This window comes from Caballeronia sp. INML3B (genome assembly GCF_023631305.1).
Taxonomy (GTDB): domain Bacteria; phylum Pseudomonadota; class Gammaproteobacteria; order Burkholderiales; family Burkholderiaceae; genus Caballeronia; species Caballeronia turbans.
This window is the reverse complement of sequence record NZ_JALQDI010000057.1, coordinates 33,171-58,339: the sequence shown is the minus strand read 5'-3', so window position 1 is coordinate 58,339 and position 25,169 is coordinate 33,171. Positions and strand designations below refer to the sequence as shown.

The following is a 25,169-nucleotide window of genomic DNA, read 5'->3' as shown; positions in this document are numbered from 1 at the left end:
CTGTGGCGCTTAGAAGCGGTGACGCAGACCCACCGTTGCCGCGACCTGATTCTGCGTCGACGACGGCGACAGCGTGTTGATCATCGCGACGTTGGCGCCGGCATTGCCCAGCTCGCCCGACGCGTGCTGATACACGCCTTCGACATACACATCGGTGCGCTTCGACAGCGCGTAGTCGGCTTGCAGCGACGCGGTGTGCCACTTCGGATCGCCCGAACCGTTCGCGCCCGTCACCTTGCCGTCCGTGTACGTGTACGCGGCGTCGAGGCTCAGTGCCGGCGTCAGCGCGTAGCGGCCGTTCAACTCGAAGTTGTTCAGATGCAGATTCGTGTTTCCCGGCAGCGCCACCGTCGTGCCGCCTTGCGATGCGGCGAGCAGGTTGTCGTAGTGCGTGTTGGTCCACACAAAGGCGACCGTAGCCGGGCCGTACGTGTAGTTCACGCCCGCGCCGAACGTGCGCTGCAATTCGGCCGTCAGATTGGCGTTGTTGCCCTGGCCGGCCGAAACTGCGCCGCCCGCGTTCAGGTTGCTACGCGAGTTGTTCGTCTGCAGGTAAGCCGCGGCGAAATTCAGCGGGCCGTTGCCGTAAGAAGCGCCTGCGCTCCACGCGCGGTTGTTCGCAAACTGGCCTGCGTCGTTCGAGAAGCCGTACAGACCGCCGAACTTGAAGCCCGCGAAACTCGCGCTCTGGTACTTGACCGAGTTCTTGATCGAGAACGAGTGATCGAGATTGTCGTTGTCGAACGGGTGCGCGGCCAGATTGTTGCCGTACCCCGCGCCCGCTTCCGAGAACGGCGACAGATAATCGACCATCGAATCATATTGACGGCCGAGCGTGATCGTGCCGAATTGATCGTGCTGAACGCCGACGTACGCCTGGCGGTTGAACATCGTGTTGCTTTCGTTGAAGCGGCCGTTATTGAGGTTGAAGCCGCTCTCCAACTTGAAGAGCGCGTGCAACCCGCCGCCGAGATCTTCACTGCCCTTCAGGCCGAAGTAAGTATCCGAAACCGAGCCGCTGCCTTGCTGCCAGTTGTTATGGCCGCCGGAGTTGTTCGTATAGACGAGACCTGCATCCAGCGTGCCGTACAGCGTGACGCTGCTCTGTGCGTGGGCTGCTGCTGCGAACGTGCCGAGAATGCCCGCGATGAGAAGGGTTTTTTTCATGGTTCTCTAGTGTCCTGTTTAAAGCGAAAGCTTCCGGGGTTCACGGCCGTATCGAAAGCCTGTTTTCCCTCGAGAAACTGGGACACACTTTATGCGACGGTCACTTGAATGTGTCCGTGTATCGCGCGCAATAATCTTTTGCTGATTCTGCGAATCGGTTCGCGATACCCTTCTTATTCTTTAAGGTCAACCGCTTAGCCAGGACAAGGGCCGGACGGTGATGAAGTTTCTGTTGCACATCGACGACGTTATTACTGCGCATTCTGGAGAAGTCCATTGCGCCGCACGGCGTTTATATCGACCCACGGCTTTTGCTAAGCTTCTTCGCGTCTACAGGTCTCCGAGAAAGATTATCTGAGGACACGGGGCGGTTTCGCGAGAGGATACCGCCCTGTTCAAACCCGGCTTGACGGGTCTAAATTCATTGCGCTACTCAATCCTAATGTGCTCTTTTCGAAGTCGCGCTTAATCTCCCCTCGCTCCAATTAATCAGTCACCCGAAATATTTCAGGCACGCCCGCACAAACTTTCGCGCGGATAGAAACGACTCGCATTCAGGCGAATCGGTCGATATGTTCGCCCGGATATCTCGTGCGCTTGCAAATCTTGCCCGCTGGTGTGCCAACGGAAAGCGCGTCGAAGTTACAGCCGTCGGCACGGCATTGCGAAATTTAGACGGCAACTTCTTAAAAATTGTAACGGGGCGGCAAACGTTTGCCACGGCCTGCGGCGGTCTTACGGCATCTGGGAGTTTCATTTCGAAACAAATTGAATAAGCTTGAATCGCCTGCCCGGAACGCTGATTGCTTTAATGGAGGTCTCTGCAAATCTAGCCGGAAAGTGCAACATGAAAAATGCCGATGCAACCACCGTCCCCGCATTTCGACAGCGACGCTCAGCGCAGCTCGCGGAGGGCGAACTCCGACATCTGGAAATGATTCTGGCAAGTTTCGTCGAAGGCAGTGCCGCTTCGGATCGCCTTCCGGCCAAGTATTGGGACATGCGCATTTCACAACTGGACGAGCAATACGATCTCGTCCCGTCGCAAAGCCATCGCGTGGCGTCGCTCCAACGCAAGCTCGCGTTACTCGATAAAGCACTCGACACCGCCGCCGACGCTCAGGACCGACAGCAGAGCCGGCGCGCCGCCGCTTGACCCGATTCCGAATCGCATGACGAAGACGGCTAGCTTCGTCATCGTCTCGCAGGGATCACGAAGCCGCTTGCACCCATTCATCGACGAATATGCGAGCTGCCGTATGCGCGCTCATCAACGCGTCCTCGGCAGACGTGAAACTCGAATAGCGCGTGCTCCCGACACACAGCGGCGAAAATGCGGTGACCGGTCTTCCTGAGCGGCTGATCGTCACGACTGCAAGATAGCGAACCGTGCCGGGCGAAGGCACGAGCCTGTAATTCGCTTCGATCGCGACTTCGAGCACGAAGCCCTTGTGGTTATACGACCGGATCATCGAAGCACCCCGCCATTCCTGGACGACGCAAAGGGATGAGCCGCAAAACGGGCGCGCGTGCGCCGAGTCACGCACCGCAACGAATGCACGGCGTCTGACCGTGCTCAAGCACAGGACGTACCTATCCGCGCCGCGTTCTTATTTGGCGCGGCGCATTGCCGTCCGGGCGACGTCGGCGGCGAGATCGGCGCGCAATTCGGCCCATTTTCCGAGCAGCGTGGTGTCGTCGGTGAGGAAGTACGGCGCGTGCGTCCATTGCTCGACCTTGCCGTCCGCGACGGCGAGCTCGAAGATACGCATGTCTTCGTCCTCGCTCACGCCCACGCGCACGAGTTCCTGTAACGACAGAATCTCGTGCAGCGACACCGTCTGAATGCCGACGCCGTGCAGCACCGCCATTACCGTCTTGCCGATGCGCCATGCCGCCTCGCGGCTGTCCGCCAGCACGAACGCGACGCTGTCGGGCGGCGTCTCGAATTTCAAGCGGTACAGGCGAGACTTACATTGTTCACTCAGTTGCGTGTTCATATTGCTCGAGCCTGCGCTCATCGCCGGCGGCTGGACATGATGGAAGCGACGGAGACGATTGATCGCGAACGCGGTTTTGCCTGCGTCGCTCGTTTGGAGCCATGCCATGCAGGAGTTGTTCCCGCACTCGAGCGGGATGCCGCACGCGCGGGCGCCTGTCCGCAAGCCCGCGCGTGGGTCTGGTGAAAGCCGGATGGCCGTGGCGCCGTCCGCTCAGTGATTCAGTTCCTCGAGACGCAAGCCGTTGGTTTTCGGTCCGAACAGGCCGATTGCCAGCACCACGAGCAGCATGCACACCGTTATGCCGATAAACACGCCCGGCACGCCGAAGTCCTTCAACAGCGAGGCGATGATGAAGCCTGACATCATCGCGCCCGCGCGGCTCGCCGAGTACACGACGCCGCTCGCACGGCAGCGCACCGCCGTGGGAAAGAGCTCGGTCTGATAGGCGTGATAGCAGACCGAGATGGTTTGCCCCGCGAGCGATATCAGCACGCCGAGCGCGATGAGCGCGGCGGGCGATTTCATCTGTCCGAACGCGAGACCGCTCGCGATCACGACGAGCGCGCCGCCGACGATCAGATACTTCCGCTGAATGCGGTCTGCGTAAAACATGGCGAGCAACGGTCCGACGGGCAGCGCGAACGCGATGATGAACGAATACAGCAAGCTCTTCGTCACGGTGATGCCCTGCCCGATGAGCAGCGTCGGCACCCAGTTGGCGAAGCCGTAATACCCGATCGCCTGACAGAAGTTGAAGACGACGAGCATGATGAGACGCGAGCGATACGGCGCCTCGAACAACTCGCGAAGCGACGCGCGCCGATGCGCCGGCTGCTCGACGACGGGCGCGGGCGGCGGTAACGCAGCGCCAGATTCGCGCGCCACCACGCGCTCGATCTCACTCACGACGCGTTCGCTTTCCTCGTTGCGGCCATGCATCGCGAGCCAGCGGGGGCTTTCCGGCACCGCGCGCCGGATGAACCACACGATCACCGCGCCGGCCGATCCCGCGAGCACGACGACGCGCCATCCGTCGAGACCGAATACGGTTTGCGGCACCAGCCAGTATGAAAGCAGCGCGGCGACGGGCGCTGCGGCGAACATCACCATCTGGTTGAAGGCCATCGCGCGGCCGCGCATGTGCTGCGGCACGAGCTCGGTCACATAACTGTCGATGGTGATGATCTCGATGCCCACGCCGATGCCCGTCACGAAGCGCCAGAAGATCACGCCTTCGGGCGTGGTCTGGAACGCCATGATCGCCGAGCCGATCGAGTACCACAGCAGCGAGAACGTGAACACGCTGCGTCGCCCGTAGCGGTCCGGCAGCCAGCCGAAGAAGAACGTGCCGATGAAAAGCCCCGCGAAGGTCGCCGCGATGAAGCCCGCGATGCCCGTGAAGCCGAAGAACGCATGCGTGGTGGTCTGCAAGAGGCCGCTCTTCGCCATGCCCGGCGCGATATAGCCGGTGAAGATCAGATCGTAAATTTCGAAGAAGCCGCCGAGCGAGATGAGAAATACGAGCATCCATAGATGCCGCGTGATCGGCAGTCGATCCATGCGCGCGGAAATCTGCGCGCCGGGCGTCGTGGCGACGCGCACGTCGGGCGATGCGAGCGGCTCGGCGACCGCGCTGAAGGTTGGCTGCATTGCTTTGTCTCCTTTGATGCAACTCTGTTGGCGACGGCGCCGATTTTTATGTGCGCTCGTCGCGAGGCTTCATGCCGTGACGTTCTTCCTGAGTTGCCCCAGCACTTCATCCGTGTGCTCGCCAACGCGCGCGAGCGGTTGCCGCACGCCGGGGCGGCGTCCGCCCATCGTGAGCGGCAGCAAGACGACGTCGGTGGTGCCGCCATCGTCGGTCTGCATCGGCACGAGGCCGCCGCTCGCTTTCAGATGCGGATCGTCGAGCAACTGCTCGGGGCGCATGATCGGCGCGTACGGAATGCCGGCCGCTTCGAGCTTCGGTGCGAGTTCGTCCGCGCGATGATGCGCGAGAATCTCGCCGAGCCGCTCCAGCAGATGCGGGCGCACCGCGACGCGCATCGCGTTGTTCGCGAACCCGGGTTCCTGCGCGAGTTCGGGGCGCTCCAGCACGTCGCAGAGCGTCACGAACTGTTTGTCGCTCACCGCGCCGATGAAAAGCTGCTCGCCCTCGGCCAGCGTGAACACGTCATAGACGCTCCACGCCGATACGCGCGATGGCATCGGCGGCGGCGCTTCGCGCGTCATCGCGTATTGCTGCATGTGCTGCGCGGAAAGAAACACGCAGTTCTCGAAGAGTGCGCTCTGGACTTCCTGGCCGCGTCCCGTGAGGTCGCGTTCACGTAGTGCGGCGAGCACGCCGATCGCGCCGAACATGCCGCCCATGATGTCGTTCACCGACGTCCCCGCGCGCAGCGGGCGGCCCGCCGGACCGGTCATGTACGCGAGACCGCCCATCATCTGCACGACTTCGTCGAGCGCGAGACGCTTCTCGTACGGGCCCGGCAGGAAGCCCTTGTGCGACACGTAGATGAGCTTCGGATGCGCCTTCGACAACGTGTCGTAATCGAGCCCGAACTTCGCCATCAGTCCGGGACGGAAGTTTTCGAGCAGCACGTCGCATTCGCCGATCAGATCGATTGCGGCTTCGCGGCCCTCCTCCGTGTTGATGTCGATGACGACGCTTTTCTTGTTGCGATTGAACGAGCGGAAGAAGCCGATGCCGAGGCCCGGCAGATTGCGCGTCTTGTCGCCGCCGGGCGGCTCGATCTTGATGACTTCCGCGCCGAGATCCGCGAGGATCATGCCGCAGGTCGGGCCCATCACCATATGCGTGAACTCGATCACGCGCACGCCTTCGAGCGGCAGGGTTGATTGATTCATGACGTCCTCAGGCTTCGATTGGAGCGGTTGATTCGTGAGTGACCGGCAAGCCCGCGAGCGCGAGCGCGCCGCGCAGGGTTTCGCTGTCGAGCCAGCCCGCGAGCTTCGCGCGCAGGTTCAGCAAGGCAGGAATGTCGATGCCGGTGTCGATGTGCATATCGGCGAGCATGAACGCGAGGTCCTCGCTCGATGCATTGCCGCTCGCGCCCGGCGCATGCGGGCAGCCGCCGATGCCCGCGAGCGTCGCATCGAAGCGCGCGACGCCGGTTTCGAGCGCGGCATAGACATTGGCGAGCGCGAGGCCGCGTGTGTCGTGGAAATGACCGCACCAGAAACGCTCGCCCGCGATGGCGCGCGCCTTCTCGAAGAGATCGCGCACGGCGGACGGACCGGCATAACCGACCGTATCGGCGATGGAGACGCGATCCGCGCCCGCATCCAGCAGCGATTGCATGTAGCGCAGCACATCGGCGGGATCGACACGGCCCTGAATCGTGCAGCCGAACGCCGTGCCGATGCCGCCTTCGATCATCGTCTTCGACCCGGATGCATCGCGCGCCGCCCGCATGCGCGCGACTTCCGCGACGACTTCCTCCGGCGTCTTGCGCAGATTCGCGAGGCTGTGTGCGCGGCTCGCGGAAAGCGGCACGAGCATCAGATCGGCCTGTGTTTCGATGGCGCGCGCGGCGCCTTTGAGATTCGGCACGAGCACCGATACGAACAGTCCCGGCAAGGTTCTGGCGTACGCGACGAGTTCTGCCGTATCGGCGAGTTGCGGCAACAGGCGCGCGGGAACGAACGAACCGACTTCGATTTCGCGCTGACCGGCGGCGTAGGCATCGCCGATCCATTCGATCTTGCGTTCGGTCGGCACGATCGTTCGAATGCTTTGCAGGCCGTCGCGCAGGCCGACTTCGCGGATCACGGCGCGCTGGGGGAACGCGGGCATGGCTCTGTCTCCGGTCTTTTGTGTGTATGGCTCGACTTTAGAGATTCCGCAAACGCCATTAAAGCGGTATTTTGGAAGGCTCATGCTTCCCGTTCGGAACGTCAAAGGAGTGGCCAGCCGCCATGCGCGACATCGACCTGAAAACGCTGCGTCTGTTCGTGACCGTCTGCGAGCACCTGAACATCGCGCGCGCGGCGCAGGAATCGCATATCGAGCCTTCGGCGATCAGCAAGCGCATCGCGCAGCTCGAGACGTCGCTCGGCGTGCCGCTGTTGTCGCGCTCGCGGCGCGGCGTCGAGCCGACGCCCGCGGGGATCGCGCTGCTGGAGCACGCGCGCAGCGTGCTTTTCACGATGGAACGCATAGCAAACGACGTCGCCGCGTTCGGCGGCGGTCTGAAGGGGCGCGTGAGCATTTGCGCGTCGGCATCGGCGATTGCGGAAGCGCTGCTCGACGATATCGCGTCGTTCATGCGCGAGCCCGCGAATCAGAACATCAAGGTCGATGTGGAAGAGCGGCTATCGCACGATCTCGTGCGGCAACTGCGCGAAGGCGTCGCGTCGGTCGGCGTGTGCTGGGACAGCGTCGATTTGCGCGGCTTGCAGCATCGCGCGTATCGGCATGACCGGCTTGCGCTCGCCGTGCCCGCCGATCATCCGTTCGCGGGGCGGCCTTCGGTGAGCTTCGAGGAATCGCTGGAATTCGAGCATGTCGGTCTGCCGCCCGCGACGGCCGTTCATACGATGCTGCAACGCGCGGCCGCGCAGGCGGGCAAGACGATGTCGTATCGCGTGATCGTGTCGAGTTTTGATGCGGCGTTTCGCGTCGTCGCGGCGGGATTGGGCATCAGCGTCGTGCCGATGGAAGTCGCGGGAACGTATCGCCAGGCGCTCGGTGTCGAGGCAGTGCCGCTTTCCGATGCGTTCGCGAAACGGCGCTTCGTCGTGTGCTTCAGGGATTTCGACGCGTTGCAGCCGGCAGCGCAACGTCTCGTGGAACATCTGGAAACACGTGCGGCACGCTAGCGCGGCGCGGCGCAGAAAACGGTTTGCGCGTCCTTTCTCTCGAATGTCAAGTTGACCGATCGCGCGCCGCCCGGCCGTGTGCAATGCGGCTTGCCCGCGGGCACGGTGAGCAATTGCCCGGCGCGCAGTTCGACGGCGCCTTCCTCGAATTCGATGACGAGCGTGCCTTCGACGGCGACGAAGGTCTCATCCGAGTTCGGATGAAAGTGCCATTGATACGGCGCGTCCATGACGCTGATGTGGACGTCGTGATCGTTGACGCTCGCGATCACGCGGTTCATGTAGCCGTCGCCGGCGGCGTCGGCGATGGTGGCGTAGTCGATGGGTTCGTTCATTCGGTCAGGCTAACGGAGGGCGGCCGGCCATACAAACGAATGTTTTTCGCTTCGATGTGAGCGGGATTTTCATGCGATGCGTGGCTATGCTCTCGGCCATGTCATGGTCATCCGCATGATCGTGCTCCGCTTGGTGCGCGAGTCGATGGTCTTTCGCTCGCTGACACCAGTCGCAAGACACCAATCGCAAGACACACAATCGACCCTCACACCCCACTCTGAACACCCGGAAAATTCCCCCGCCCCATGATCGCCGAAATATTTCCGATAGCCGGCTCAGCGTACCGCACCGGCGGCGCATCCGGCGGCAGCGGCGCGGGACCTGAGTCCGTCGCACGGGCATAGACTGGCAGCGCCGGCGCACTCTGCGCGCTCGAGGCCACCGGGAACACCGGCCCGCCCGTGATGCCCACGCCGATGAACGGATGCGCCTGCGCCACCGTCACAAGGCCAAAGGTCAGTTTGGCGGCCACCATCGCGTATCTGATCGCTCTCATTTCTCGTCTCCCGCGTTGCAATTGTTTGTCGATGGAGGCATTCTGCGCGACGAAAATGAGCGAAGAATGAGAGCGCGAATCATCCGAGGATTCAGCCTCGACTACACTGAAAAACCGGCGCTCGTTCGACGATCCTTCCATGCCCAGCCGATTCACCGCGATCCTCACCGCCCTCGCCGCCGCGGCGCTCTTCGGCGCGACCACGCCGATCGCCAAGGCGCTGCTCGGCCCGATGCCGCCGTTCATGGTCGCCGGCCTGTTCTACCTCGGCAGCGGCGTCGGCCTCGGCGCGATCCTGCTCGGCCGCGCGCTCCGACGCGCGACGAACGAAAGCCTGCGTGCGCGGGAAATGGCATGGCTCTTCGGCGCGATCGCATTCGGTGGCGTCGCCGCGCCCGCGCTCCTGATGTTCGGCCTCACGAGCACGCCCGCCGCGACGAGTTCGCTCCTGCTCAACCTGGAAGGCGTGCTGACGGCGGTAATCGCGTGGATCGTGTTTCGGGAGAACGTGGATTTCTCCGTCTTTCTCGGCATGGCCGCCATCGTCGCGGGCGGCGTCGTGCTCGCGTGGCAACCGGGCGCAACGCACGCGACGAGAGGCGCGCTTCTCATCGCGCTGGCATGTCTGTGCTGGGCCATCGACAACAATCTGACACGCAGGATCTCGACCGCCGATGCGATGGTGATCGCCTGCGCGAAGGGCCTCGTCGCGGGCGCGACGAATCTCGGCATTGCGTTCGCGATGGGCGCGCATCTGCCTGCGCCGCACATCGTCGCCGGCGCGATGACGACCGGCTTCGGCGGCTACGGCGTGAGTCTCGTGTTGTTCGTGATCGCGCTGCGCGGTCTCGGGACGGCGCGCACGGGCGCGTACTTTTCGGTCGCGCCTGTGTTCGGCGTCGCGCTCTCGCTTGCGATGTGGCCGCAAGCGCCGGGCGCGTCCTTCTGGATCGCCGCCGCGCTGATGACGCTCGGCGTATGGCTGCACGTGCGCGAGCGCCACGAACACGAGCACACGCACGAGCGGCTCGAACATACGCATCGGCACATGCATGACGAGCATCATCGGCATGTGCACGACTTTCCGTATTCCGGCGACGAGCCGCATACGCATCCGCACGTGCATCTGCCGATCACGCATTCACACGCGCATTTCCCCGACATTCATCACCGGCATGCGCACAGGCGCGGCTAGAACACCTTGCCCGGATTGAGCAGCCCGTGCGGATCGAGCGATGCCTTGATCGCGCGCATCGCCGCAATATCGGTTTCGCGGCGCGCGAGGTGAAGATAGTCGCGCTTCTTCATGCCGATGCCGTGCTCCGCCGAAATCGAACCTTCGAACTCGCGCGTGACGTCGTAGATGACGGCATCGATGTCGTCGTGGTCCTGCTTCCCGCGGCCCGGAAGATCCACGACGATGTGAATGTTGCCGTCGCCCAGATGGCCGTATGTCATCACGATCGCATCGGGCCAGCGCGCGCGCAGACGCGCTTCGCATTGCGCGGCCGCGTCGCCGACCTGCGCGATCGAGAAGCTCACGTCGTACGCCGCGTAGTTCGGGATGAAGCGATCGTATTCGCCCGGCGCGTCGCGGATCGCCCAGAAATCGCGCGCGTGCGCTTCGTTGGATGCAATCGCCGCATCGGTCACGATGCCCGCGTCCAGCATGCCGCCCAAGAATTCCTCGAAGGCTTCGCCGTGCCGAACGGGATCGGTGCCGACGCTTTCGAGCAGCACGTAGAACGGATGCGCCTCGGCAAGCGGCGCGCGAAGGTTCTTCAGATTGGCGATGACCGTATCGTGGTAGCCGGCCCACATCACCTCGAACGCGGATACGCCCGGCGCGAGACTCGCCTGCGCGCGCGTGAGCAGCGTGGTGACGGCGGCGAAATCCGGCAGGCCGCACCATGCGGTGGCGGTTGCCGTGGGCTTCGGCCGCAGGCGCAATACGACGCGCGTGATCACGGCGAGCGTGCCCTCGCTGCCGATCAACAGATGCCGCAGATCGTAACCGCTGTTGTTCTTGATCATCTTGTTCATCCCGCCGATGATCTCGCCGCTCGCCAGCACCGCTTCGACGCCGAGCACCTGATCTCGCATCATGCCGTACTTGATGACGCGGTTGCCGCCCGCATTCGTCGCGAGATTTCCGCCGATGGAGCAACTGCCGCGCGCGCCGAGATCGAGCGGAAAGTAGAAACCCGCCGCGCTCGCTGCTTCCTGAACCACTTGCAGCGGCGTCCCGGCTTCGACGGTCATGGTCGCGGAGACTTCGTCGATCTCGACGATGCGATTCATGCGATCGAGACTCAGCGCCACTTCGCCGCCGAGCAGATTCGCGCCGCCGACGAGCCCCGTGAGGCCGCCTTGCGTGACGACCGGCTGCTTGTGCTTCGCGCAGATGGCGAGCGCCTGCGCGACTTCATCGGTGGTGCGCGGACGGATGATCGCGACTGGCGTCGCGCCCGGCAAGCCGCTCCAGTCGGCGACGCGCCTGTCGCCGAATTCGTCGGGCAGCGCCACGACCTGTGCGCCGAGCGCTTCCCGCAATGCCATTACCGCTTCGCTTGCCGCCATGCGTCGTCTCCGTTCGTTGTTTCGCATCGTTGTCAGATGCGATAGTTTGAACCAAACGCGCGAGAATTACTGGCAATCATTCGGGAGAGACGCGACGATGGAACAAGCAGACTACGAAAGCGCTCTGGCTCAACTGACCGGCGCGGCCGAACTGGTCGCGGCGGGCGTGAGCGGAGATCACCGCGCGCAGGCCTTCGAGATGCTGGCGTTTTTTCGGCTGCGTCAGGCACGCGCTGGCGAATCGCGTGCGCCGGTCACGTCCGACGAGGAACTCTTCAAGGACACGGCGATCGCCGCGCTCACGATGGCCGGCAGAAAGGAATTCCTGGCCGCCTCCGCGTTGCTCGAACAGGCCCGCGGATTGTCGCTGAGCTAGGCGTCTGCTGCTAGAACAACTCGGTGTCGAGCGGTAGCAGGTTGATCCACTTGACGGCGGTGCGCCGCTCGACGCCATCGTCGTGGATCGAACGTATCATCACGCGCTGGCCGCGCGCTTCCCCGAGTACTTCGACGATCCTGTTGCGATATCGCGCAAGCGAGCCGCGTAGTGGCTTGCGCTTCCTGCTCTTGCGGGGAGAAACTGCGGGCATTGGACGTGACAGCGATTTATGACGGCCACATCATAACGATGGTCACGCCTTCACTCAAATATTCAACCTATTCACTGTGAACCGCCACACCATGCGTCGAATCACTGTCCGGACTTCGCCCGTTCATGGCCGGGGCGTATTCGCTCTCGCTGATCTGCCTATCGGCGCGATGCTGCTCGAATACAAAGGCCACCGTCTGTCGTGGAAGGAAGCGCAGCGCATGCACGCGAAATCGACTGCGGAAGAGGGCCATACCTTCCTGTTCGGCCTCGATGACGGCAGCGTCATCGACGGTGCGCGCGGCGGCAATTCCGCGCGCTGGCTGAATCACAGTTGCGCGCCGAACTGCGAAGCGGAGCAGGACGGCGAGCGCGTCTTCATCCGCGCGATCCGGCCGATCGCGAAAGGGCAGGAGTTGTTCATCGACTATTGCCTGACCGTCGATGGCCGGCGCACCGCCGCGCTCAAGCGGCTTTATGCGTGCAGGTGTCTCGCGCCGGGGTGTCGAGGGACGATGTTGTCGGCGCGGGGGTAGGGCCGCAAGCGCTGTTGCATCGCTTGGCGGGCGCCGTGCGGATCGTCGCGTCGCTGGGGGCGATGCGGGCGGGCTGCGGGGCGCATCGGCGGCGTTATGGCTACGGGAAGTGAATCCCGCAACACCTCATGCCACGCTCGAGCGACTGATGTGCTCCGAAAGCCGCCCGATGCCCGCGATATCGAGTCAACACCCGCCCTTCCCGAAAATTCCATAAAGACTAAAAAAAACGCCCCGACCAAATCGGGGCGAAAGTACGAGACCACCTTTTGTAGCGTTAAAGCTACCCGTCGAGCATAGGCATAAGCGCCAGTACTCAACACCAGTAAAGTCCGAAACCCCGCGCATGCATCGCCGTTCCTAGACCGATATCACCCTTCAGAACCCCCAACCGCCGCCGATAACAAACGAAATCGTCACCCTGCCATCGCCGCCCCCGACGCAATGAACCGCGCCCCATCCGAAAGCCCCCTCAAGGCCGCGTTCCTGCGGCACGAAGACACACTCGCGCCGTCAGAACGCGCACTCGGCGAGGACGATCACGCCGTCTACCGCACGCTGCTCGAATCGACCAACGCGATCCCCTGGAAGATCGACTGGGCGACCATGGAATTCGCCTACATCGGACCGCAAATCGAGTCGCTGCTCGGCTGGGCGCCGTCGTCGTGGAAGACGGTTCACGACTGGGCCGAGCGCATGCATCCGGACGATCGCGAAGCCGTGGTCAACTTCTGCGTCTCGCAATCGAAAGCGGGCACGGATCACGAAGCCGATTACCGCGCGCTCACCCGCGACGGCGGCTATGTGTGGCTGCGCGATGTCGTGCACGTCGAGCGCAACGAGAAAGGCGAGGTCGAGGCGCTCATCGGCTTCATGTTCGATATCAGCGAGCGCAAGCGCATCGAGGAAGAACTCGCGCAGTTGCAGCAGGAACTGGAGCGCCTCTCGTTCAGCGACAGCCTGACGGGCGTCGGCAACCGCCGCCGTTTCGACGACGTAATGGCGCGCGAATGGAGTGCCTCGAAGGACTCGGGCCGGCCGCTGTCGCTCGTCATGATCGATATCGACTTCTTCAAGTCGTACAACGATTACTACGGCCACGTCCAGGGCGACGAATGCCTGAAGCGCATCGCGGGAGCGCTTGCCGAGGCGGCGGGTCCGCAACACTTTCTCGGCCGGTTCGGCGGCGAGGAGTTCGCACTGATCCTCGCCGATACCGATGCCGAAGCCGCAATGCGCATCGCCGAGCGTTGCCGCGCGCTGATCGCCGGCAAAGCGATCCCGCACGTGCGCTCCCCGCACAATCAGCAAGTGACGGCGAGCTTCGGCGTGGGCACCGTCGTGCCCGGCGAACGCATGGACGTGACGACGTTCATCAATCTCACCGACGCGCAGTTGTACCAGGCGAAAGACAACGGCCGCAATCGCATCGCGGCCGTGGATCGCGCAGGCTTGCGGGGCGAGGCATTCAGGGCGCAAACCTGCTGAGCGTCAGACGCGCCCCGTCACCGGAATCGCCGCACCCGTGATGCATTGCGCCTGCGGCGAAAGCAGGAACGCGATCACGGCGCCGAGTTCTTCCGGCTTCACCCAGCGGGAGAAATCGGCGTCCGGCATGTCGCGGCGATTCGGCGCGGTGTCGATGATCGACGGCAACACCGCGTTCACCGTGACGCCCTTGTCCTTCAGTTCTTCCGCGAGCGCTTCGGTCAGGCGCAGCAGCGCCGCCTTCGATGCCGCGTAGGCGCCCATGCCCATGCCCGCTTTCATCGAGGCGAGCGCGCCGATATTGACGATGCGCCCGCCCTCCCTCGCGCTCAGTTGCGCGAGCGCCGCCTTCGATGCGTTGAGCGCGGTCTTCACGTTGACGTCGAACATCGACTGCCAGGAGTCGGCGCTGCCGTCCGCGATCGTTTCCCATCGAAACGCGCCCGCCACGTTCACGAGCGCGTGCAGGCCGCCCGTCTGCTGAACGATTATGTCGACGGCTTTCTGCGCCGAGGTCGCATCCGTCAGATCGATGCCCGTGACGACGCACGCATCGGCGAGCCGCGCGGGCAATGCATCCGACGATCCTCCGTGGCCGATCAGCGCAACGCGCGCGCCGCGTTCGGCGAGCACGCGCGCCGTCGCGAGTCCGAGACTGCCGAACCCGCCCGTGATGGCGACGATCTTTCCTTCCAGGCTGTTCATTGCGTGGCCGCTCCGTTCGATGGCGTCAGGAAAAGCATAGGACGGAACGCGGCGCGCGGCGAGGCATTCGCGCCTGGCTATTCAGCCAACGCCGATGCCGTCGCGCTGCTTTCGACGGGCACGCGCCCCGCGAGCAGCCAGACCGCCGCGGCGATCGTCAGCGCGCATACGCCCGCCACGCCGAGCGATGCCGCGAAGCCGCTCGCGAAGCTCTCGCGCGCGATCCGCATGATCGCCGCCCCCTGCGGTCCGGCGAGGCTTCCGCCCGCATGCGCGAGATCGCCGGCGAGCAGGCGCGAGAGGAACGCGGCATCGAGCACGCGCTTTGGATCGGCGAGGCTCGCTGCGTGGGTATCGAGCGCGGCGTGCGTGCGCGTCGCGAGCACGGCGCCCAGCACGCCCACGGACGTGACGATCGCGGTGAAGCGCGTCGTCGTGCTGATGCCCGAGGCCATGCCGGTGCGATGCGCCGGCACGCACGCCATGATCGCCTTTTGCGTGTCGCCGTTCAGCACGCCCGCGCCGAGGCCCGTGACGATCATGCCGACCGCGATCATCCCGTAACTCGACATGCCCGCGAAGAGCGCCGTCAGCAGATTGCCCGCGCCGATGGTCGCGAGGCCGAGCGTCAGCAGCGCCATCGCCGGAACGCGCTTGCCGAGCGACGCGCCGATATGCGGACCGACGACCATCGCAATCGCAAACGGCAGCATGCCGAGGCCCGCGCGCACCGCCGGCAGGCCGAACGCGTTCTGCAAATAGAGCGGCAGGAAAGTCATCATCACCTGCGCGCACGCCGCGTAGCCGAACATCGCAAGCACGGCGGCGACGAAGCGCGGCTGGCGAAATAGCGCGAGGTCGATCATCGCGTGTGCGCGCGAGCGCTGCACCTGCACGAAGACGATGAAAAGCAGCGCGCACGCGGCGAGCCGCGCGACGGTGCGCCAGTCTGTCCAGCCGTCCGCTTGCGCGTCTATCAGCGCCCAGATGCCGAGGGCGAGCGCGCCGGCGAAAAGCGCGCTGCCGGCGAGATCGAGCGATCCCGCTTCGCCGTTGCGCGATTCGCGGATGCCGCGCCATGCACAGGCCGCGAGCAGCGCGCAGATCGGCAGGTTCATCAGGAAAATCCAGCGCCAGCCGGCCAATTGCGTGATGACGCCGCCGACGAGCGGCGCGATGGTCGTCGACACGCCCATGCAGGTGCCCCACACCGCCCACGCGCGCTCGCGCGCCGCGCCTGCGTGAAAGGTGTTCGCGATGATCGCGAGCGCGGACGTCAGCAACATCGCCGCGCCGAGTCCCTTCGCCGCGCGAGCGAGGTTCAGCGCGAACGCGGATGGCGCGAGCCCGCAACCGAGCGACGCCAGAAAGAACACGGCGAGTCCCGCGATCAGCATCTTCTTGCGGCCGATGCGGTCGGCGAGCGCCCCCGCTGGCAGCAGGCACGCGGCGAACGCGACCATGTACGCGCTCACGACCCATTCGACATCGGCGAAACCGGCGTGGAAATCGCGTGCGATGGACGGCAGCGCCACCGCGACGACGTTCGTGTCGAGTGTGATCAGCGCACAGGTCGCCGACGCGGTGAGCAGGACGAAGCGGTTATCGGACGTGTTCGACATGGCGATGCGCGGAAAAAGCGAAAGAGTCTCCCGATGCTAGTTGTGTCCGTCTTCCCTGTCATTGACATAGAATCGTCGAATAATTATCGAATTCGTGAATACAGACATGTCTGTCGAGTTGCGTCACGTGCGCTGTTTTCTGAGCGTTGCCCGGCATCTGCATTTCGCGCGTGCGGCGGAAGAGCTCGGCATCGCGCCGCCCGCGCTCACCAGGCAGATTCAGGAAGCCGAGCGGCTGCTCGGCGTGCGGCTGTTTCATCGGACGAAACGATCGGTCGCGCTGACGGCGGCCGGCGAAGCCTATCTCGGCGACGCCGTCGGCGCGCTCGATCATCTCGCGCGCGGCGCCGAGCGGGCGGCGCTGGCGGAGCGCGGCGAACTGGGGAAGATCGTCATCGGCTATGTCGGGTCAGCGGTCTACTCCGGCGTGCTGCAGGCGACCGTGCGCGGCTTTCGGGCGCGCTATCCGCTCGTCGAGATCGGCATCGAGGAAATCGTAATGCGCGAGGCCGGCGCGCTGTTGATGGAAGGGCGCGTCGATATCGCCTACGTGCGGCCGCCGGTGCCGTACCCGGAAGGCGTCGAGGCGCGCACCGTGCATCGCGATGCGTTCATTGTCGCGTTGCCGGCCGATTCGCCGCTGGCGGCGTCGCGCGTCATTACGCCGGCGCAGTTGCGCGATCAGTCGTTCGTCGCGCCCCGAGCAGGAATCCGGCACGCTCGAAGTGGCGCGGCGCGGGCGCTTCAAGGCGCGGGTCGTCGCGCAGCCGGGCACGCTCGCGGACGTGCTCGCGCATGTATCGCTGGGCGGCGATGTCGCCGTCGTGCCGCGCTCGCTCGCGCAGTGCGTGACGGTGCCGGGCGTGGAGTATCGGGAGATCGCGGGGAAAGCGGTGCCCTCGGAAGTGGCGATGATGTACCGGCGGTTCGAGCGGGCGGCGGCGGTCAAGGCCTATCTGGATTTCGTGGCTTCATGATCGAAGCACGCGCTGCGCGATCGGTTCGAATCCCGCGCGATGCGCCTTCGCCAGCGCCGATGCCTTGTCATGCAACGCCGCGCGATCCATTGCCAGCGCTTCGCGCATGGCCGCGTGTATCGCCGTGATCGGCACGAGGCCCGGCGCATCCGCGATCTCCCATGTCGACGTGTATGCGTGCTGCTTGCAAGCGTCCGCGTCCGCGTGCTGAAAATTCACGCGCGGCAAGCCGTACGCCATCGCGACGATCCGGCCATGCAGGCTCGTGCCCGCGAAACCTTTGCTCTTCGCGATCAGTGCGCAGATATCCCAGACGTTGAGCGACTCGAAGATCGTCACGGCCGGGTGGCGCATGCGTGCGGCCATGCGCGCGTAGACGGCGATGTCGTCGTGCCACGGCGCCGCGCCCGCGCGAAACAGCACGATGCCGAGGCCGGTCGTCTTGCCGAGCCGATCCAGTTGATGCGCGATCTGCGTGAGCGTGGCGTCATCGCCGAAATCCGCGCTGAACTGCACCGCCAGGTAGCCGCGAGGAAACGCGTCGCGTGCATCCGAATGCGTCCGGATGCGCTCGTCGAAGAGCTCGGCGACCAACGATACCGGGTCGGGGACGAGTTGCGCGTCGATGCCCGCGCGCTTCAACGTGGCCTGCGTTGGCGCGTCTCTCACGCTGATGTGGTCGCCCGATCGGAGTTTGCCGAGCACTTCCTCGCGCAACGCGGCTTCGCGGGCGTCGAGCGTTGCGCCGCCGATCGCGTTGAAGCAGATCGACGTAGCCCGCGAAAACGTCTCGCGGCCGATGACATACGGCGCGCGCGCATCCGTTCCGAGTTCGGTGCGCGCCCAGGCGTTGCGGTCTTCGGCGCGCGAACCGTATCGGGCGATGCGTATGCGCGCTTCCTCGGGCGTCGTCAGCATCACAGCTGCTTCCCATGCGTCGCACGTCAGCAGCTCGCCGCCCGCGTGAATCAGCGCAACCGGTTCGTCGCGCCAGCACTGCGCCAGTTGCGAAAGCGCGGCGACATCATGACCGCCGTGCGCGCGCAGGTCTCGCTGCCCGCATCCGGCGAACACCGGCTCGACTTCCGGACGACGCTGCGCAAGCAGCCGCGCGACGACATGCGCGAACAGCATGTCGCCGAAGTTGTGTCGATCGAATGCGCCGAAGATGATGGTCCGCGGCTTCGACAAGGAAAGAGCGTCAGGCAATTGGCCTCCTTTCAAACGATGCCGCCGTCGCGAAAAACGCGCCCTCGCAATGCTCTAATTCTCGCCGGTCAAGCTTCCCTCACACACTGCGGGACAAGAGGGAAGATGAAGATCGAACCGACGCCCATTGCGGCCGCATCGCTGATGGCCGGAAACGCCGAACGCGATGCATCCTCCGAAGAAGCGAGCGACGACGCAATCGCCTCTTCGACCTCGGATCGGACGATGTCTTGTTGGTTTCCGCTCGCGTTCCAAGTGTCGCGTTGCCATGAAACGCATCGTAAAGCGGCTGAACGAGCGCGGAATGATGACCCGCGGCGCGCTTGACCTGCATGATTGAAGCGCTTATACAGAACTCTCACCGCTCGCGACCGGAGTCCTGAATGACAAGAAACGCGATTCCCATCGTGGTTTGCGCCGTCGCACTCGCTGCGTGTTCGACCAACGGCGCCAATACCGCGCCACCGCCCGGCACCGCGACCACGACGCTGCCCTCCGGTGGCGTCTACAAGGGCGCGCTCAAGGGCAGCACTGCCGAAGCCACACTGCTCACGCTCTTCGACGGCACCGCGTATCTCTTCTACGGCGGCGCGGGCGGCACGGGGCTCGCGGGCGTCGCGGTCGCGAAGAACGGCGCGCAGTCGAGCGACGGGCGGTTTACCAGCGATTCGGCATTCGACTATCGCGTCGGCAAGGCGGGCGCATTGCCCGTCGTGTTCAACGTCGATTTCGCGCACGCGCCGGCCGTCGATGGAACCGTCGCGAACAAGGACGGCAGCGCGGATCTCGCGTTCTCCGGCAAAGCCGCGACGATCCTCGACATCGCGCCGAGCCGCGCCAATCTGGGCGGCCTCTACAGCGGGCGCGGCATGGCGCTCGGCGGAACGACGCAAACGCGCATCACGGTCGCGGGTGACGGCTATCTGGCCGGCACGACGACATCCGGCTGCATCTTCAAGGGCACGGCCGCGCCGCACGAAGGCGCGAACGCATACGACGTCTCGGTGACGTTCGGCCCCGCGCCCTGCCCGCTTCCCGATGTGACCGTGACCGGTAACGCGGTGCTCGACGGCGCGCGCCTCCTCGTGGCGCTGCCGAGCCCGAATCGCTCCGACGTGTTTCTCTTCGACGGCCGGAAATAGCTTCCGCCTGGCGCGGAGCGCGACCCCGAAAATTAGTCGTCCAGTGTTTATATAAGCGTTTTCTGTCCTAAGATTCTTTTTCACTGCAGGCAGCGTCGCGGCGTTCGCGTCCGGTTGCTTTCCGGGCTGCGCGCTTCGGCGAAAGTTGTCGTGTGTTGTTCGGTGCATGTCAGAAGAGTCTTGCTTTGAATGGAACCGGAGCGCGGCGCCGAACCGCGGGACCGGTCGACAACAAACAGGAGACAACCAGATGAACGCAACACTCAAGCTTTTGCCGTTGGCCGTCGGTGCAATGTTCGCCTGCCTGCCGTATGCGAACGCTGCGCAGGACAACGTCAACGCGCTGTCGAACTTTCGTCAGACCGGCAACGCCACGCCGGCGGAAACCGTCCCGCAAGCCGGCCAGACCGCCGACGCGCTGCGCAAGAACCTCGAGCAAATCAAACTGCCGCAGGGCTTCAAGATCGAGCTGTACGCCGTGGTGCCGGAAGCCCGCGCGATGGCGATCGAGCCTTCCACAGGCGTGGTATTCGTCGGCACGCGCAAGAATCGCGTGTGGCAGGTGACCGACCGGACCAAGCAGCGCGTCGCGAGCGACGTCGTGCAGTTCGCATCGTCAGTGACGTTCAAGGTGCCCAACGGCGTGTGCTTCTCGCCCGACGGCGTGCTCTACGTGGTCGAACAGAATCGCGTGCTCGGCTTTCCGGCCGCGCAGTTCTTCGGTGAAGGCGGACCGGATGTCGCGGCGGCCGTCGTCGTGCCGCAGGGCAAGCTGATCCCGACGCAGTTCGAGAGCTTCAATCACGGCGCGCGCTATTGCCGCATCGGGCCGGACAAGAAGCTGTACATCGCGCTCGGCCAGCCGTGGAACGTGCCTCCCAAGGACAAGCTCGCGGAACTGGATCGCAACGGGCTCGCCGGCATCATCCGTCTGGATCAGGACGGCAAGAACCGCGAAGTGTACGTGCACGGCGCGCGCAATTCGGTTGGCTTCGACTTCAATCAGAAGGACAAGACGCTCTGGTTCACCGATAACCAGGTCGACGGCATGGGCGACGACACCCCGCCCGGCGAGCTGAATCGCGCGACCAAGGGCGGCGAGAATTTCGGCTTCCCGTGGTACGGCGGCGGCAAGGTGCGCACGGTCGAGTACAAGGACCAGAATCCGCCGGCGGGCCTCCTGTTCCCGCAGGTCGAATTTGCTGCGCACGCCGCCGATCTCGGCATGTCGTTCTATAACGGCAAGATGTTCCCGCAGAAGTATCAGGGCGGCATCTTCGATGCGGAGCATGGCTCGTGGAACCGCACGAAACCGGTCGGCGCGCGCCTCATGTTCATCCCGGTCAAGGACGACGGCACCGCGGGCGAGGCGGAAGTCTTCGCGGAAGGCTGGCTCACGTCGAGCGGCGAGTACATGGGCCGTCCGGCCGATGTGCAGATGCTGCAGGACGGGTCGCTCCTAGTCTCCGACGACTATGCGGGCGCGATCTACCGCATCTCGTATACGGGGGCGAAATGAAGATTGGGGTGACGGCGGCGATGTTTGCGGGCGTGCTTGCGGCGATGTCACACGCCGCGTTCGCTGCCGGCGACGTAAAGGCCGGGCGCGCGAAGGCGTCGGCGTGCGCGGCGTGTCACGGCATCGACGGCATGTCGAAGCTGCCGGAGGCGCCCAATCTCGCCGGGCAGACGGAGGAGTATCTCGTGAAGGCGCTCAACGATTTCCGTTCGGGCGAGCGCAAGAACGAGATGATGTCGATGATGGCGAAGACCTTGTCGGACGCGGATATCGCCAATCTGGCCGCGTACTACCACAGCCTCGGCAAGCCATGACGTGGACAAGGTGTTGCAAATTTGCTGCGGTGCAGACCCGATTGCGATTTTTTTGATTTTAGGTATTGACGCGGAGGCTTAAGGGTTTATACTTACACCTGTCTCCTCCATGTCTCAACCGATGTGGATTCAAGCCCGCTCAATGAAGCGGGCTTTTTTTTGCCCCGTATTTCCTGCGCTAGCCGGTGTGGCCACGCCGCGCGTCCAGCGCCTCGCGCGAACGTTCCAGTTCGTCCGCGATCAGCTTCTCGTCGGGCAGCACCGTCTGATATTCGGCTGCCAGAATCTTGTTCGGCAGGTTGTCCAGCGCGTAGCGCGCCTCGGCACTGCCCTTTCCCGCACACAGGATCAGCCCGACCGGCGGGTTTTCGCCCGGCTTCATCCAGTGCTCGCGCGCGTAGTTCAGATAGAGATGCATCTGGCCTGCGTCGGCGTAGCTGAATCGGCCGACTTTCAAATCGATGACGACGAGACACTTCAGCCGTCGATGGAAAAACAGCAGATCGACGCGAAACCACGTGTCGTCGATGCGCAGCCGTCTCTGTCGTCCGACGAACGCGAAATCGTCGCCGAGTTCGAGCAGGAAATCCGCGAGGCGCCGGATCAGCGCGTCCTCCAGATCCGACTCGGAATATTCGTCCTTGATGTCGAGGAATTCGAGGACGAACGGGTCCTTGATCGCTTCCTCGGGCGTGATTGTGTCGTCGGGAGCGCGCTCGGCGGCCTTTTCCAGCAGCGCCGCCTTGTTTCGCGACAGCGCGAGCCGCTCGAAGAGCTGGCTGTTCACTTGCCGGTCGAGCTGGCGGACCGACCAGCCCTCGCGCAACGCTTCGCTCTCGTAAAAGGCGCGCGCCGCGTCGCTTTTCACGGAGAGCAGGCGCACGTAGGCCGACCACGGTAGTGCGAAGCGGGCAGCGAGCGCGGCGAGACGTACGTCGGCGTTGGGGGACGGCAAGGAAGGCGCGGATTCTCCAGACGCCGTCTGGAGCGTTTGCGAAGCCGTCGCCGATTTTCCAGACGCCGTCTGGAAAATCCGCTCCGGCGGCCATTGCTGATAGAACGCGCGCATATTGGCGAGGTTCGCCTTGCCGAATCCTCTGCCGAAACGGCTCGTCAGATCAGTGGCCAGCCGCGCGATGAGCGTCTCCCCGTAAGCCGCCCGATGCGCGCCGCCCTGCTCCGATTCGACGATCCGCCGCCCGATTTCCCAGTACGAAGCCGTCATGATCGCGTTGACGCTCCGTGCGGCGGCGCGCCGCGCACTCTCGAGCACCTCCACGATGCCCGAACGGAATTTGTCGTAGTCGTTGGCGGAAATCTCTTGCTTGGTCATCCGTCGAAGGTCTCCGTGCGGTGCGGCCCGTCGGGCGCGCATCAGCGCTCGAATATAGCGGAATTCGCCTCCCCGTCGAGGCGCGGCATCCGCACGGAGCTTCGATCTCGTCGATTGTGTGGTCTCCCGACGCGCCCCTCGCGCAAGGCTTGGGGTTACCTTCCGAGGCTCTTCGGCCTCGATCCAGATGTTGTCCACAGTTTCCGTGCACAAGCCTGTGGATATCGTTTCGGCTATCGCCGCAATTCATTGATTCGACAACACTTACATCCGACGCCCAGCGACGCGCCCCGTCGCGCCAGCCGTCTCAGTCGCCGTTCGGCATGCAGGACGCGAGTATCGCGTCGATGCGATTCATCTCGATGCTGAAAATCGACTGCGGCGCGGTGGCGTTCAACTCGTCCGCGGCGGAGCGCGGCAGCGCCATCGCAATGGTGGCCGTCGCGAGCAGCGCGACAACCACTGACAGGAACCAGGAAAAGACGACCATCGCCAACCTCGTCAAGAAGAAAGTCTCTCTGAATCGGCGCGCGTGAACGTCAGCGCGTGATGTGAAGAGTAGGCCTGCGCGATGGTCCGCACAGCCCTCCGGACGGGGGGACTTGAAGGAGGGTAACTACGGGCGCAGGCGCGGCGCGGGCGTGGTCGGGACGTCCTGTGCGAGCGCCGCGGCTTCTTGCGCACCGATGGCGCGGAGATAGCCTTCGCGTTCACGCAGACGACGCCAATATTCGGCGATCGACGGCGCGAAGCCATCGCTCAGATCCAGAAGTTCCGCGAGCATGAGCGCGTAGCCGACGGAAATGTCCGCCGCCGTGAAGCGCCCCGCGCACAGATACGGCTGCGCCGCCAGAAGCGGCGCGAGCGTGCGCAGGCGCGCATGAAACCACCGCGCGTAATCATCGACGATCTGCGGCTGCAGACGCTCCGGCGGCTCCAGATGCGCGTAACGCAGCACGAGCGTCTGCGGAAAAGTGAGCGTCGCTTCGCCGAAGTGCAGGAAGTTGAGATAGCGGCCGAAATCCGCCTCGTGCGGCGCAACGTCGAGCGCGCCCGGCGAGTAGCGCGCCGCGAGATACTGGCAGATCGCCGACGATTCGGTCATGAAGAGCGCGTCTTCCTCGAACGCCGGAATCGTGCCGAGCGGATTCACGTCCTTGAAGCCGCGAGCGAACACGCGCGGCGGAAACGGCAACATCTTCAGTTCGTACGGCACGCCGATTTCCTCCAGCGCCCAGAGCGGCCGGAACGAGCGTGCGCTCACGCAGTGATGCAGTGTAATCACGTCGACAGGCTCCGCTCAGCCGAGCCACGAAGGCTTGCGCTTTTCGAGGAAACTGCGCACGCCCTCGCGCCCTTCGTCCGATGCGCGGATGCGCGCGATGCGCTCGGCGGTCTCGCCAATCAATGCTTCGTCGATATCCTTGCCCGCAAAATCCGCGACGAGCCGCTTGCATTCGCGCACGCCGTTCGGGCTGTTCGCGGCGATGCTGGCAGCGATCGCATCGACGCACGCGTCGAGCTGATCGGCGGCGACGGCTTCATGCACGAAGTTGAGACGCAGTGCTTCGGCGGCATCGAAACGCTCCGCCGTCACGAAGTACCGATGCGCCGCGCGCGCGCCCATTGCGCGGATCACGTAGGGCGCGATCGTCGCGGGCATCAGGCCGAGCTTCGCTTCGGAGAGGCAGAAATGCGCCGTATCCGCCGCGACCGCGATATCGCACACGGCGACGAGGCCCATGCCGCCCGCGTAGGCGTCGCCCTGCACGCGCGCGATCACCGGCTTCCCGCATGCGTAGATCGTGTTCAGCATGGTCGCAAGGCCGAGCGCATCGGCGCGGTTTTCCGCTTCCGAATAGCCCGCCATGCGCTTCATCCAGTTGAGATCCGCGCCCGCGCAGAACGCCGGGCCACTCGCGGCGAGGATGATGACGCGCACGTTGGCGTCGTCATCGAGCGCGCGGAAGGCGGCGGTCAACTCGACGATGGTCGCGTCGTCGAACGCGTTGCGCACGTCGGGTCGATCGAGCGTCACGCGCGCAATGTGTCCTTCGATGCCGAGCTTCAGGCGTTGCAGATTCGATGCGTCGGTCACGATGCCGTCTCCCTCATATGTTCGAATTGAGCGCTACTCAACTTATTTTGCTGTCGTTCGGTATTCATCGTTCAGTGTCTTCGAAAAACGCGCACAAGGTCAACCCAATTCTTTGAGCGAGACTCACAAACACATCGACTCGCATTCTTCCGACGAGACTCATGATCGACATGTGACAGAGCGAGCATGCGCCGACGTAATATACTCGTATAT

Annotated in this window: 28 protein-coding genes and 1 pseudogene; 12 read left to right on the top strand and 17 right to left on the bottom strand. The window is 64.2% G+C overall.

Features of this window, described 5'->3' with window-relative positions; genetic code table 11:
* Positions 1–9: 9 nt before the first annotated feature.
* Entirely contained in the window at positions 10–1,167 is a 1,158-nt protein-coding gene (locus NCS58_RS25335) for a porin (protein ID WP_061116174.1), read from the bottom strand.
* A 778-nt stretch (positions 1,168–1,945) separates the two neighbouring features.
* Here NCS58_RS25335 and NCS58_RS25330 point away from each other — a divergent pair.
* Positions 1,946–2,323: a hypothetical protein gene (locus NCS58_RS25330; protein WP_250477771.1), complete on the top strand. Its 378-nt coding sequence runs from the start codon at positions 1,946–1,948 to the stop codon at positions 2,321–2,323.
* Positions 2,324–2,378: 55 nt separating this feature from the next.
* Here the strand turns inward: NCS58_RS25330 and NCS58_RS25325 are convergent, their stop codons facing one another.
* From NCS58_RS25325 to NCS58_RS25305, 5 genes are all read right to left on the bottom strand, one after another.
* Entirely contained in the window at positions 2,379–2,639 is a 261-nt protein-coding gene (locus tag NCS58_RS25325) for a hypothetical protein (protein ID WP_061116172.1), read from the bottom strand.
* A 138-nt stretch (positions 2,640–2,777) separates the two neighbouring features.
* Complete coding sequence (locus NCS58_RS25320) at positions 2,778–3,122, bottom strand: hypothetical protein (RefSeq protein ID WP_250490607.1); 345 nt, start codon at positions 3,120–3,122, stop codon at positions 2,778–2,780.
* 258 nt (positions 3,123–3,380) lie between these two features.
* Positions 3,381–4,820, bottom strand: coding sequence for an MFS transporter (locus NCS58_RS25315; RefSeq protein WP_061116171.1), 1,440 nt, complete (start codon positions 4,818–4,820; stop codon positions 3,381–3,383).
* Between the two features lie 69 nt (positions 4,821–4,889).
* Positions 4,890–6,038, bottom strand: a complete 1,149-nt coding sequence (locus NCS58_RS25310; protein WP_061116170.1) for a CaiB/BaiF CoA-transferase family protein — start codon at positions 6,036–6,038, stop codon at positions 4,890–4,892.
* A gap of 7 nt (positions 6,039–6,045) precedes the next feature.
* Positions 6,046–6,987 carry a hydroxymethylglutaryl-CoA lyase gene (locus NCS58_RS25305; RefSeq protein ID WP_061116169.1) on the bottom strand — a complete coding sequence of 314 codons (942 nt, stop codon included), beginning with the start codon at positions 6,985–6,987 and terminating at the stop codon, positions 6,046–6,048.
* Positions 6,988–7,109: 122 nt separating this feature from the next.
* Between NCS58_RS25305 and NCS58_RS25300 the strand changes: the two genes are divergently transcribed.
* The gene (locus NCS58_RS25300; RefSeq protein WP_061116168.1) at positions 7,110–8,012 is read left to right on the top strand and encodes a LysR family transcriptional regulator; all 903 of its coding nucleotides are present in this window, start codon (positions 7,110–7,112) and stop codon (positions 8,010–8,012) included.
* On the opposite strand, the gene NCS58_RS25295 is transcribed toward NCS58_RS25300, so the two are convergent.
* Both NCS58_RS25295 and NCS58_RS25290 read right to left on the bottom strand, forming a co-directional pair.
* Positions 8,009–8,347, bottom strand: a complete 339-nt coding sequence (locus tag NCS58_RS25295) for a cupin domain-containing protein (RefSeq protein ID WP_061116167.1) — start codon at positions 8,345–8,347, stop codon at positions 8,009–8,011. The two genes, NCS58_RS25300 and NCS58_RS25295, sit on opposite strands and share 4 nt — an antisense overlap.
* Positions 8,348–8,553: 206 nt before the next feature.
* On the bottom strand, positions 8,554–8,985 hold the full coding sequence (locus tag NCS58_RS25290; protein WP_250477769.1) for a hypothetical protein: 432 nt from the start codon (positions 8,983–8,985) through the stop codon (positions 8,554–8,556).
* Here NCS58_RS25290 and NCS58_RS25285 point away from each other — a divergent pair.
* On the top strand, positions 8,984–10,039 hold the full coding sequence (locus NCS58_RS25285) for a DMT family transporter (protein ID WP_061116166.1): 1,056 nt from the start codon (positions 8,984–8,986) through the stop codon (positions 10,037–10,039). The genes NCS58_RS25290 and NCS58_RS25285 overlap by 2 nt on opposite strands.
* On the opposite strand, the gene NCS58_RS25280 is transcribed toward NCS58_RS25285, so the two are convergent.
* Complete coding sequence (locus NCS58_RS25280; RefSeq protein WP_061116165.1) at positions 10,036–11,424, bottom strand: FAD-binding oxidoreductase; 1,389 nt, start codon at positions 11,422–11,424, stop codon at positions 10,036–10,038. The two genes, NCS58_RS25285 and NCS58_RS25280, sit on opposite strands and share 4 nt — an antisense overlap.
* A 97-nt stretch (positions 11,425–11,521) precedes the next feature.
* Here NCS58_RS25280 and NCS58_RS25275 point away from each other — a divergent pair, with 97 nt between their 5' ends.
* Entirely contained in the window at positions 11,522–11,800 is a 279-nt protein-coding gene (locus NCS58_RS25275; protein ID WP_061116164.1) for a hypothetical protein, read from the top strand.
* Positions 11,801–11,810: 10 nt separating this feature from the next.
* Here NCS58_RS25275 and NCS58_RS25270 read toward each other — a convergent pair whose 3' ends face one another.
* A complete protein-coding gene (locus NCS58_RS25270; RefSeq protein WP_014252945.1) occupies positions 11,811–12,014 on the bottom strand; it encodes a hypothetical protein in 204 nt (67 codons plus the stop codon).
* A gap of 91 nt (positions 12,015–12,105) precedes the next feature.
* On the opposite strand from NCS58_RS25270, the gene NCS58_RS25265 reads away from it, so the two are divergent.
* Both NCS58_RS25265 and NCS58_RS25260 read left to right on the top strand, forming a co-directional pair.
* Positions 12,106–12,549, top strand: a complete 444-nt coding sequence (locus tag NCS58_RS25265; protein ID WP_061116163.1) for an SET domain-containing protein — start codon at positions 12,106–12,108, stop codon at positions 12,547–12,549.
* A 444-nt stretch (positions 12,550–12,993) separates the two neighbouring features.
* Positions 12,994–14,037 carry a diguanylate cyclase domain-containing protein gene (locus tag NCS58_RS25260; protein ID WP_061116162.1) on the top strand — a complete coding sequence of 348 codons (1,044 nt, stop codon included), beginning with the start codon at positions 12,994–12,996 and terminating at the stop codon, positions 14,035–14,037.
* 3 nt (positions 14,038–14,040) lie between these two features.
* Here NCS58_RS25260 and NCS58_RS25255 read toward each other — a convergent pair whose 3' ends face one another.
* The gene (locus tag NCS58_RS25255) at positions 14,041–14,742 is read right to left on the bottom strand and encodes an SDR family NAD(P)-dependent oxidoreductase (protein ID WP_061116161.1); all 702 of its coding nucleotides are present in this window, start codon (positions 14,740–14,742) and stop codon (positions 14,041–14,043) included.
* Between the two features lie 77 nt (positions 14,743–14,819).
* Entirely contained in the window at positions 14,820–16,364 is a 1,545-nt protein-coding gene (locus NCS58_RS25250) for an MFS transporter (protein WP_061116160.1), read from the bottom strand.
* Positions 16,365–16,470: 106 nt separating this feature from the next.
* Between NCS58_RS25250 and NCS58_RS25245 the strand changes: the two are divergent.
* Positions 16,471–17,076: pseudogene (locus NCS58_RS25245) on the top strand (LysR family transcriptional regulator); the annotation flags it as partial.
* A gap of 13 nt (positions 17,077–17,089) precedes the next feature.
* Positions 17,090–17,341: a hypothetical protein gene (locus tag NCS58_RS34515; RefSeq protein ID WP_409219308.1), complete on the top strand. Its 252-nt coding sequence runs from the start codon at positions 17,090–17,092 to the stop codon at positions 17,339–17,341.
* Here the strand turns inward: NCS58_RS34515 and NCS58_RS25240 are convergent.
* Positions 17,336–18,550 carry a polysaccharide pyruvyl transferase family protein gene (locus tag NCS58_RS25240; protein ID WP_250477767.1) on the bottom strand — a complete coding sequence of 405 codons (1,215 nt, stop codon included), beginning with the start codon at positions 18,548–18,550 and terminating at the stop codon, positions 17,336–17,338. The genes NCS58_RS34515 and NCS58_RS25240 overlap by 6 nt on opposite strands.
* A gap of 105 nt (positions 18,551–18,655) precedes the next feature.
* Between NCS58_RS25240 and NCS58_RS25235 the strand changes: the two genes are divergently transcribed.
* The 4 genes from NCS58_RS25235 (at position 18,656) to NCS58_RS25220 (ending at position 21,525) form a co-directional block, all read left to right on the top strand.
* Positions 18,656–18,877 (top strand): hypothetical protein, encoded by a 222-nt coding sequence (locus NCS58_RS25235; RefSeq protein ID WP_061116158.1) that lies wholly within the window; start codon positions 18,656–18,658, stop codon positions 18,875–18,877.
* A 56-nt stretch (positions 18,878–18,933) separates the two neighbouring features.
* Positions 18,934–19,692 carry a hypothetical protein gene (locus NCS58_RS25230; RefSeq protein WP_061116157.1) on the top strand — a complete coding sequence of 253 codons (759 nt, stop codon included), beginning with the start codon at positions 18,934–18,936 and terminating at the stop codon, positions 19,690–19,692.
* A gap of 250 nt (positions 19,693–19,942) precedes the next feature.
* Positions 19,943–21,211 carry a sorbosone dehydrogenase family protein gene (locus NCS58_RS25225; protein ID WP_250477766.1) on the top strand — a complete coding sequence of 423 codons (1,269 nt, stop codon included), beginning with the start codon at positions 19,943–19,945 and terminating at the stop codon, positions 21,209–21,211.
* A complete protein-coding gene (locus tag NCS58_RS25220) occupies positions 21,208–21,525 on the top strand; it encodes a cytochrome c (protein WP_086960685.1) in 318 nt (105 codons plus the stop codon). Before NCS58_RS25225 ends, NCS58_RS25220 begins: the two co-directional genes overlap by 4 nt.
* 178 nt (positions 21,526–21,703) lie before the next feature.
* On the opposite strand, the gene NCS58_RS25215 is transcribed toward NCS58_RS25220, so the two are convergent.
* The 4 genes from NCS58_RS25215 to NCS58_RS25200 form a co-directional block, all read right to left on the bottom strand.
* Entirely contained in the window at positions 21,704–22,858 is a 1,155-nt protein-coding gene (locus NCS58_RS25215; RefSeq protein ID WP_250477765.1) for a YhcG family protein, read from the bottom strand.
* Between the two features lie 307 nt (positions 22,859–23,165).
* Positions 23,166–23,348, bottom strand: coding sequence for a hypothetical protein (locus NCS58_RS25210; protein ID WP_061116154.1), 183 nt, complete (start codon positions 23,346–23,348; stop codon positions 23,166–23,168).
* Between the two features lie 126 nt (positions 23,349–23,474).
* On the bottom strand, positions 23,475–24,143 hold the full coding sequence (locus tag NCS58_RS25205; RefSeq protein ID WP_061116153.1) for a glutathione S-transferase family protein: 669 nt from the start codon (positions 24,141–24,143) through the stop codon (positions 23,475–23,477).
* Between the two features lie 15 nt (positions 24,144–24,158).
* Positions 24,159–24,956 carry an enoyl-CoA hydratase/isomerase family protein gene (locus tag NCS58_RS25200; RefSeq protein ID WP_250477764.1) on the bottom strand — a complete coding sequence of 266 codons (798 nt, stop codon included), beginning with the start codon at positions 24,954–24,956 and terminating at the stop codon, positions 24,159–24,161.
* Between the last annotated feature and the right edge of the window lie 213 nt (positions 24,957–25,169).

Coding starts and splice junctions, on each gene's coding strand:
- NCS58_RS25290 (WP_250477769.1), bottom strand. CDS start 8,985: ATGGAAGGATCGTCGAACGAGCGCCGGTTTTTCAGTGTAGTCGAGGCT.
- NCS58_RS25250 (WP_061116160.1), bottom strand. CDS start 16,364: ATGTCGAACACGTCCGATAACCGCTTCGTCCTGCTCACCGCGTCGGCG.
- NCS58_RS25325 (WP_061116172.1), bottom strand. CDS start 2,639: ATGATCCGGTCGTATAACCACAAGGGCTTCGTGCTCGAAGTCGCGATC.
- NCS58_RS25315 (WP_061116171.1), bottom strand. CDS start 4,820: ATGCAGCCAACCTTCAGCGCGGTCGCCGAGCCGCTCGCATCGCCCGAC.
- NCS58_RS25215 (WP_250477765.1), bottom strand. CDS start 22,858: ATGACCAAGCAAGAGATTTCCGCCAACGACTACGACAAATTCCGTTCG.
- NCS58_RS25235 (WP_061116158.1), top strand. CDS start 18,656: ATGAAGATCGAACCGACGCCCATTGCGGCCGCATCGCTGATGGCCGGA.
- NCS58_RS25310 (WP_061116170.1), bottom strand. CDS start 6,038: ATGAATCAATCAACCCTGCCGCTCGAAGGCGTGCGCGTGATCGAGTTC.
- NCS58_RS25295 (WP_061116167.1), bottom strand. CDS start 8,347: ATGAACGAACCCATCGACTACGCCACCATCGCCGACGCCGCCGGCGAC.
- NCS58_RS25280 (WP_061116165.1), bottom strand. CDS start 11,424: ATGGCGGCAAGCGAAGCGGTAATGGCATTGCGGGAAGCGCTCGGCGCA.
- NCS58_RS25305 (WP_061116169.1), bottom strand. CDS start 6,987: ATGCCCGCGTTCCCCCAGCGCGCCGTGATCCGCGAAGTCGGCCTGCGC.
- NCS58_RS25285 (WP_061116166.1), top strand. CDS start 8,984: ATGCCCAGCCGATTCACCGCGATCCTCACCGCCCTCGCCGCCGCGGCG.
- NCS58_RS25225 (WP_250477766.1), top strand. CDS start 19,943: ATGAACGCAACACTCAAGCTTTTGCCGTTGGCCGTCGGTGCAATGTTC.
- NCS58_RS25265 (WP_061116163.1), top strand. CDS start 12,106: ATGCGTCGAATCACTGTCCGGACTTCGCCCGTTCATGGCCGGGGCGTA.
- NCS58_RS25275 (WP_061116164.1), top strand. CDS start 11,522: ATGGAACAAGCAGACTACGAAAGCGCTCTGGCTCAACTGACCGGCGCG.
- NCS58_RS25300 (WP_061116168.1), top strand. CDS start 7,110: ATGCGCGACATCGACCTGAAAACGCTGCGTCTGTTCGTGACCGTCTGC.
- NCS58_RS25260 (WP_061116162.1), top strand. CDS start 12,994: ATGAACCGCGCCCCATCCGAAAGCCCCCTCAAGGCCGCGTTCCTGCGG.
- NCS58_RS25210 (WP_061116154.1), bottom strand. CDS start 23,348: ATGGTCGTCTTTTCCTGGTTCCTGTCAGTGGTTGTCGCGCTGCTCGCG.
- NCS58_RS25270 (WP_014252945.1), bottom strand. CDS start 12,014: ATGCCCGCAGTTTCTCCCCGCAAGAGCAGGAAGCGCAAGCCACTACGC.
- NCS58_RS25255 (WP_061116161.1), bottom strand. CDS start 14,742: ATGAACAGCCTGGAAGGAAAGATCGTCGCCATCACGGGCGGGTTCGGC.
- NCS58_RS25335 (WP_061116174.1), bottom strand. CDS start 1,167: ATGAAAAAAACCCTTCTCATCGCGGGCATTCTCGGCACGTTCGCAGCA.
- NCS58_RS25220 (WP_086960685.1), top strand. CDS start 21,208: ATGAAGATTGGGGTGACGGCGGCGATGTTTGCGGGCGTGCTTGCGGCG.
- NCS58_RS25230 (WP_061116157.1), top strand. CDS start 18,934: ATGACAAGAAACGCGATTCCCATCGTGGTTTGCGCCGTCGCACTCGCT.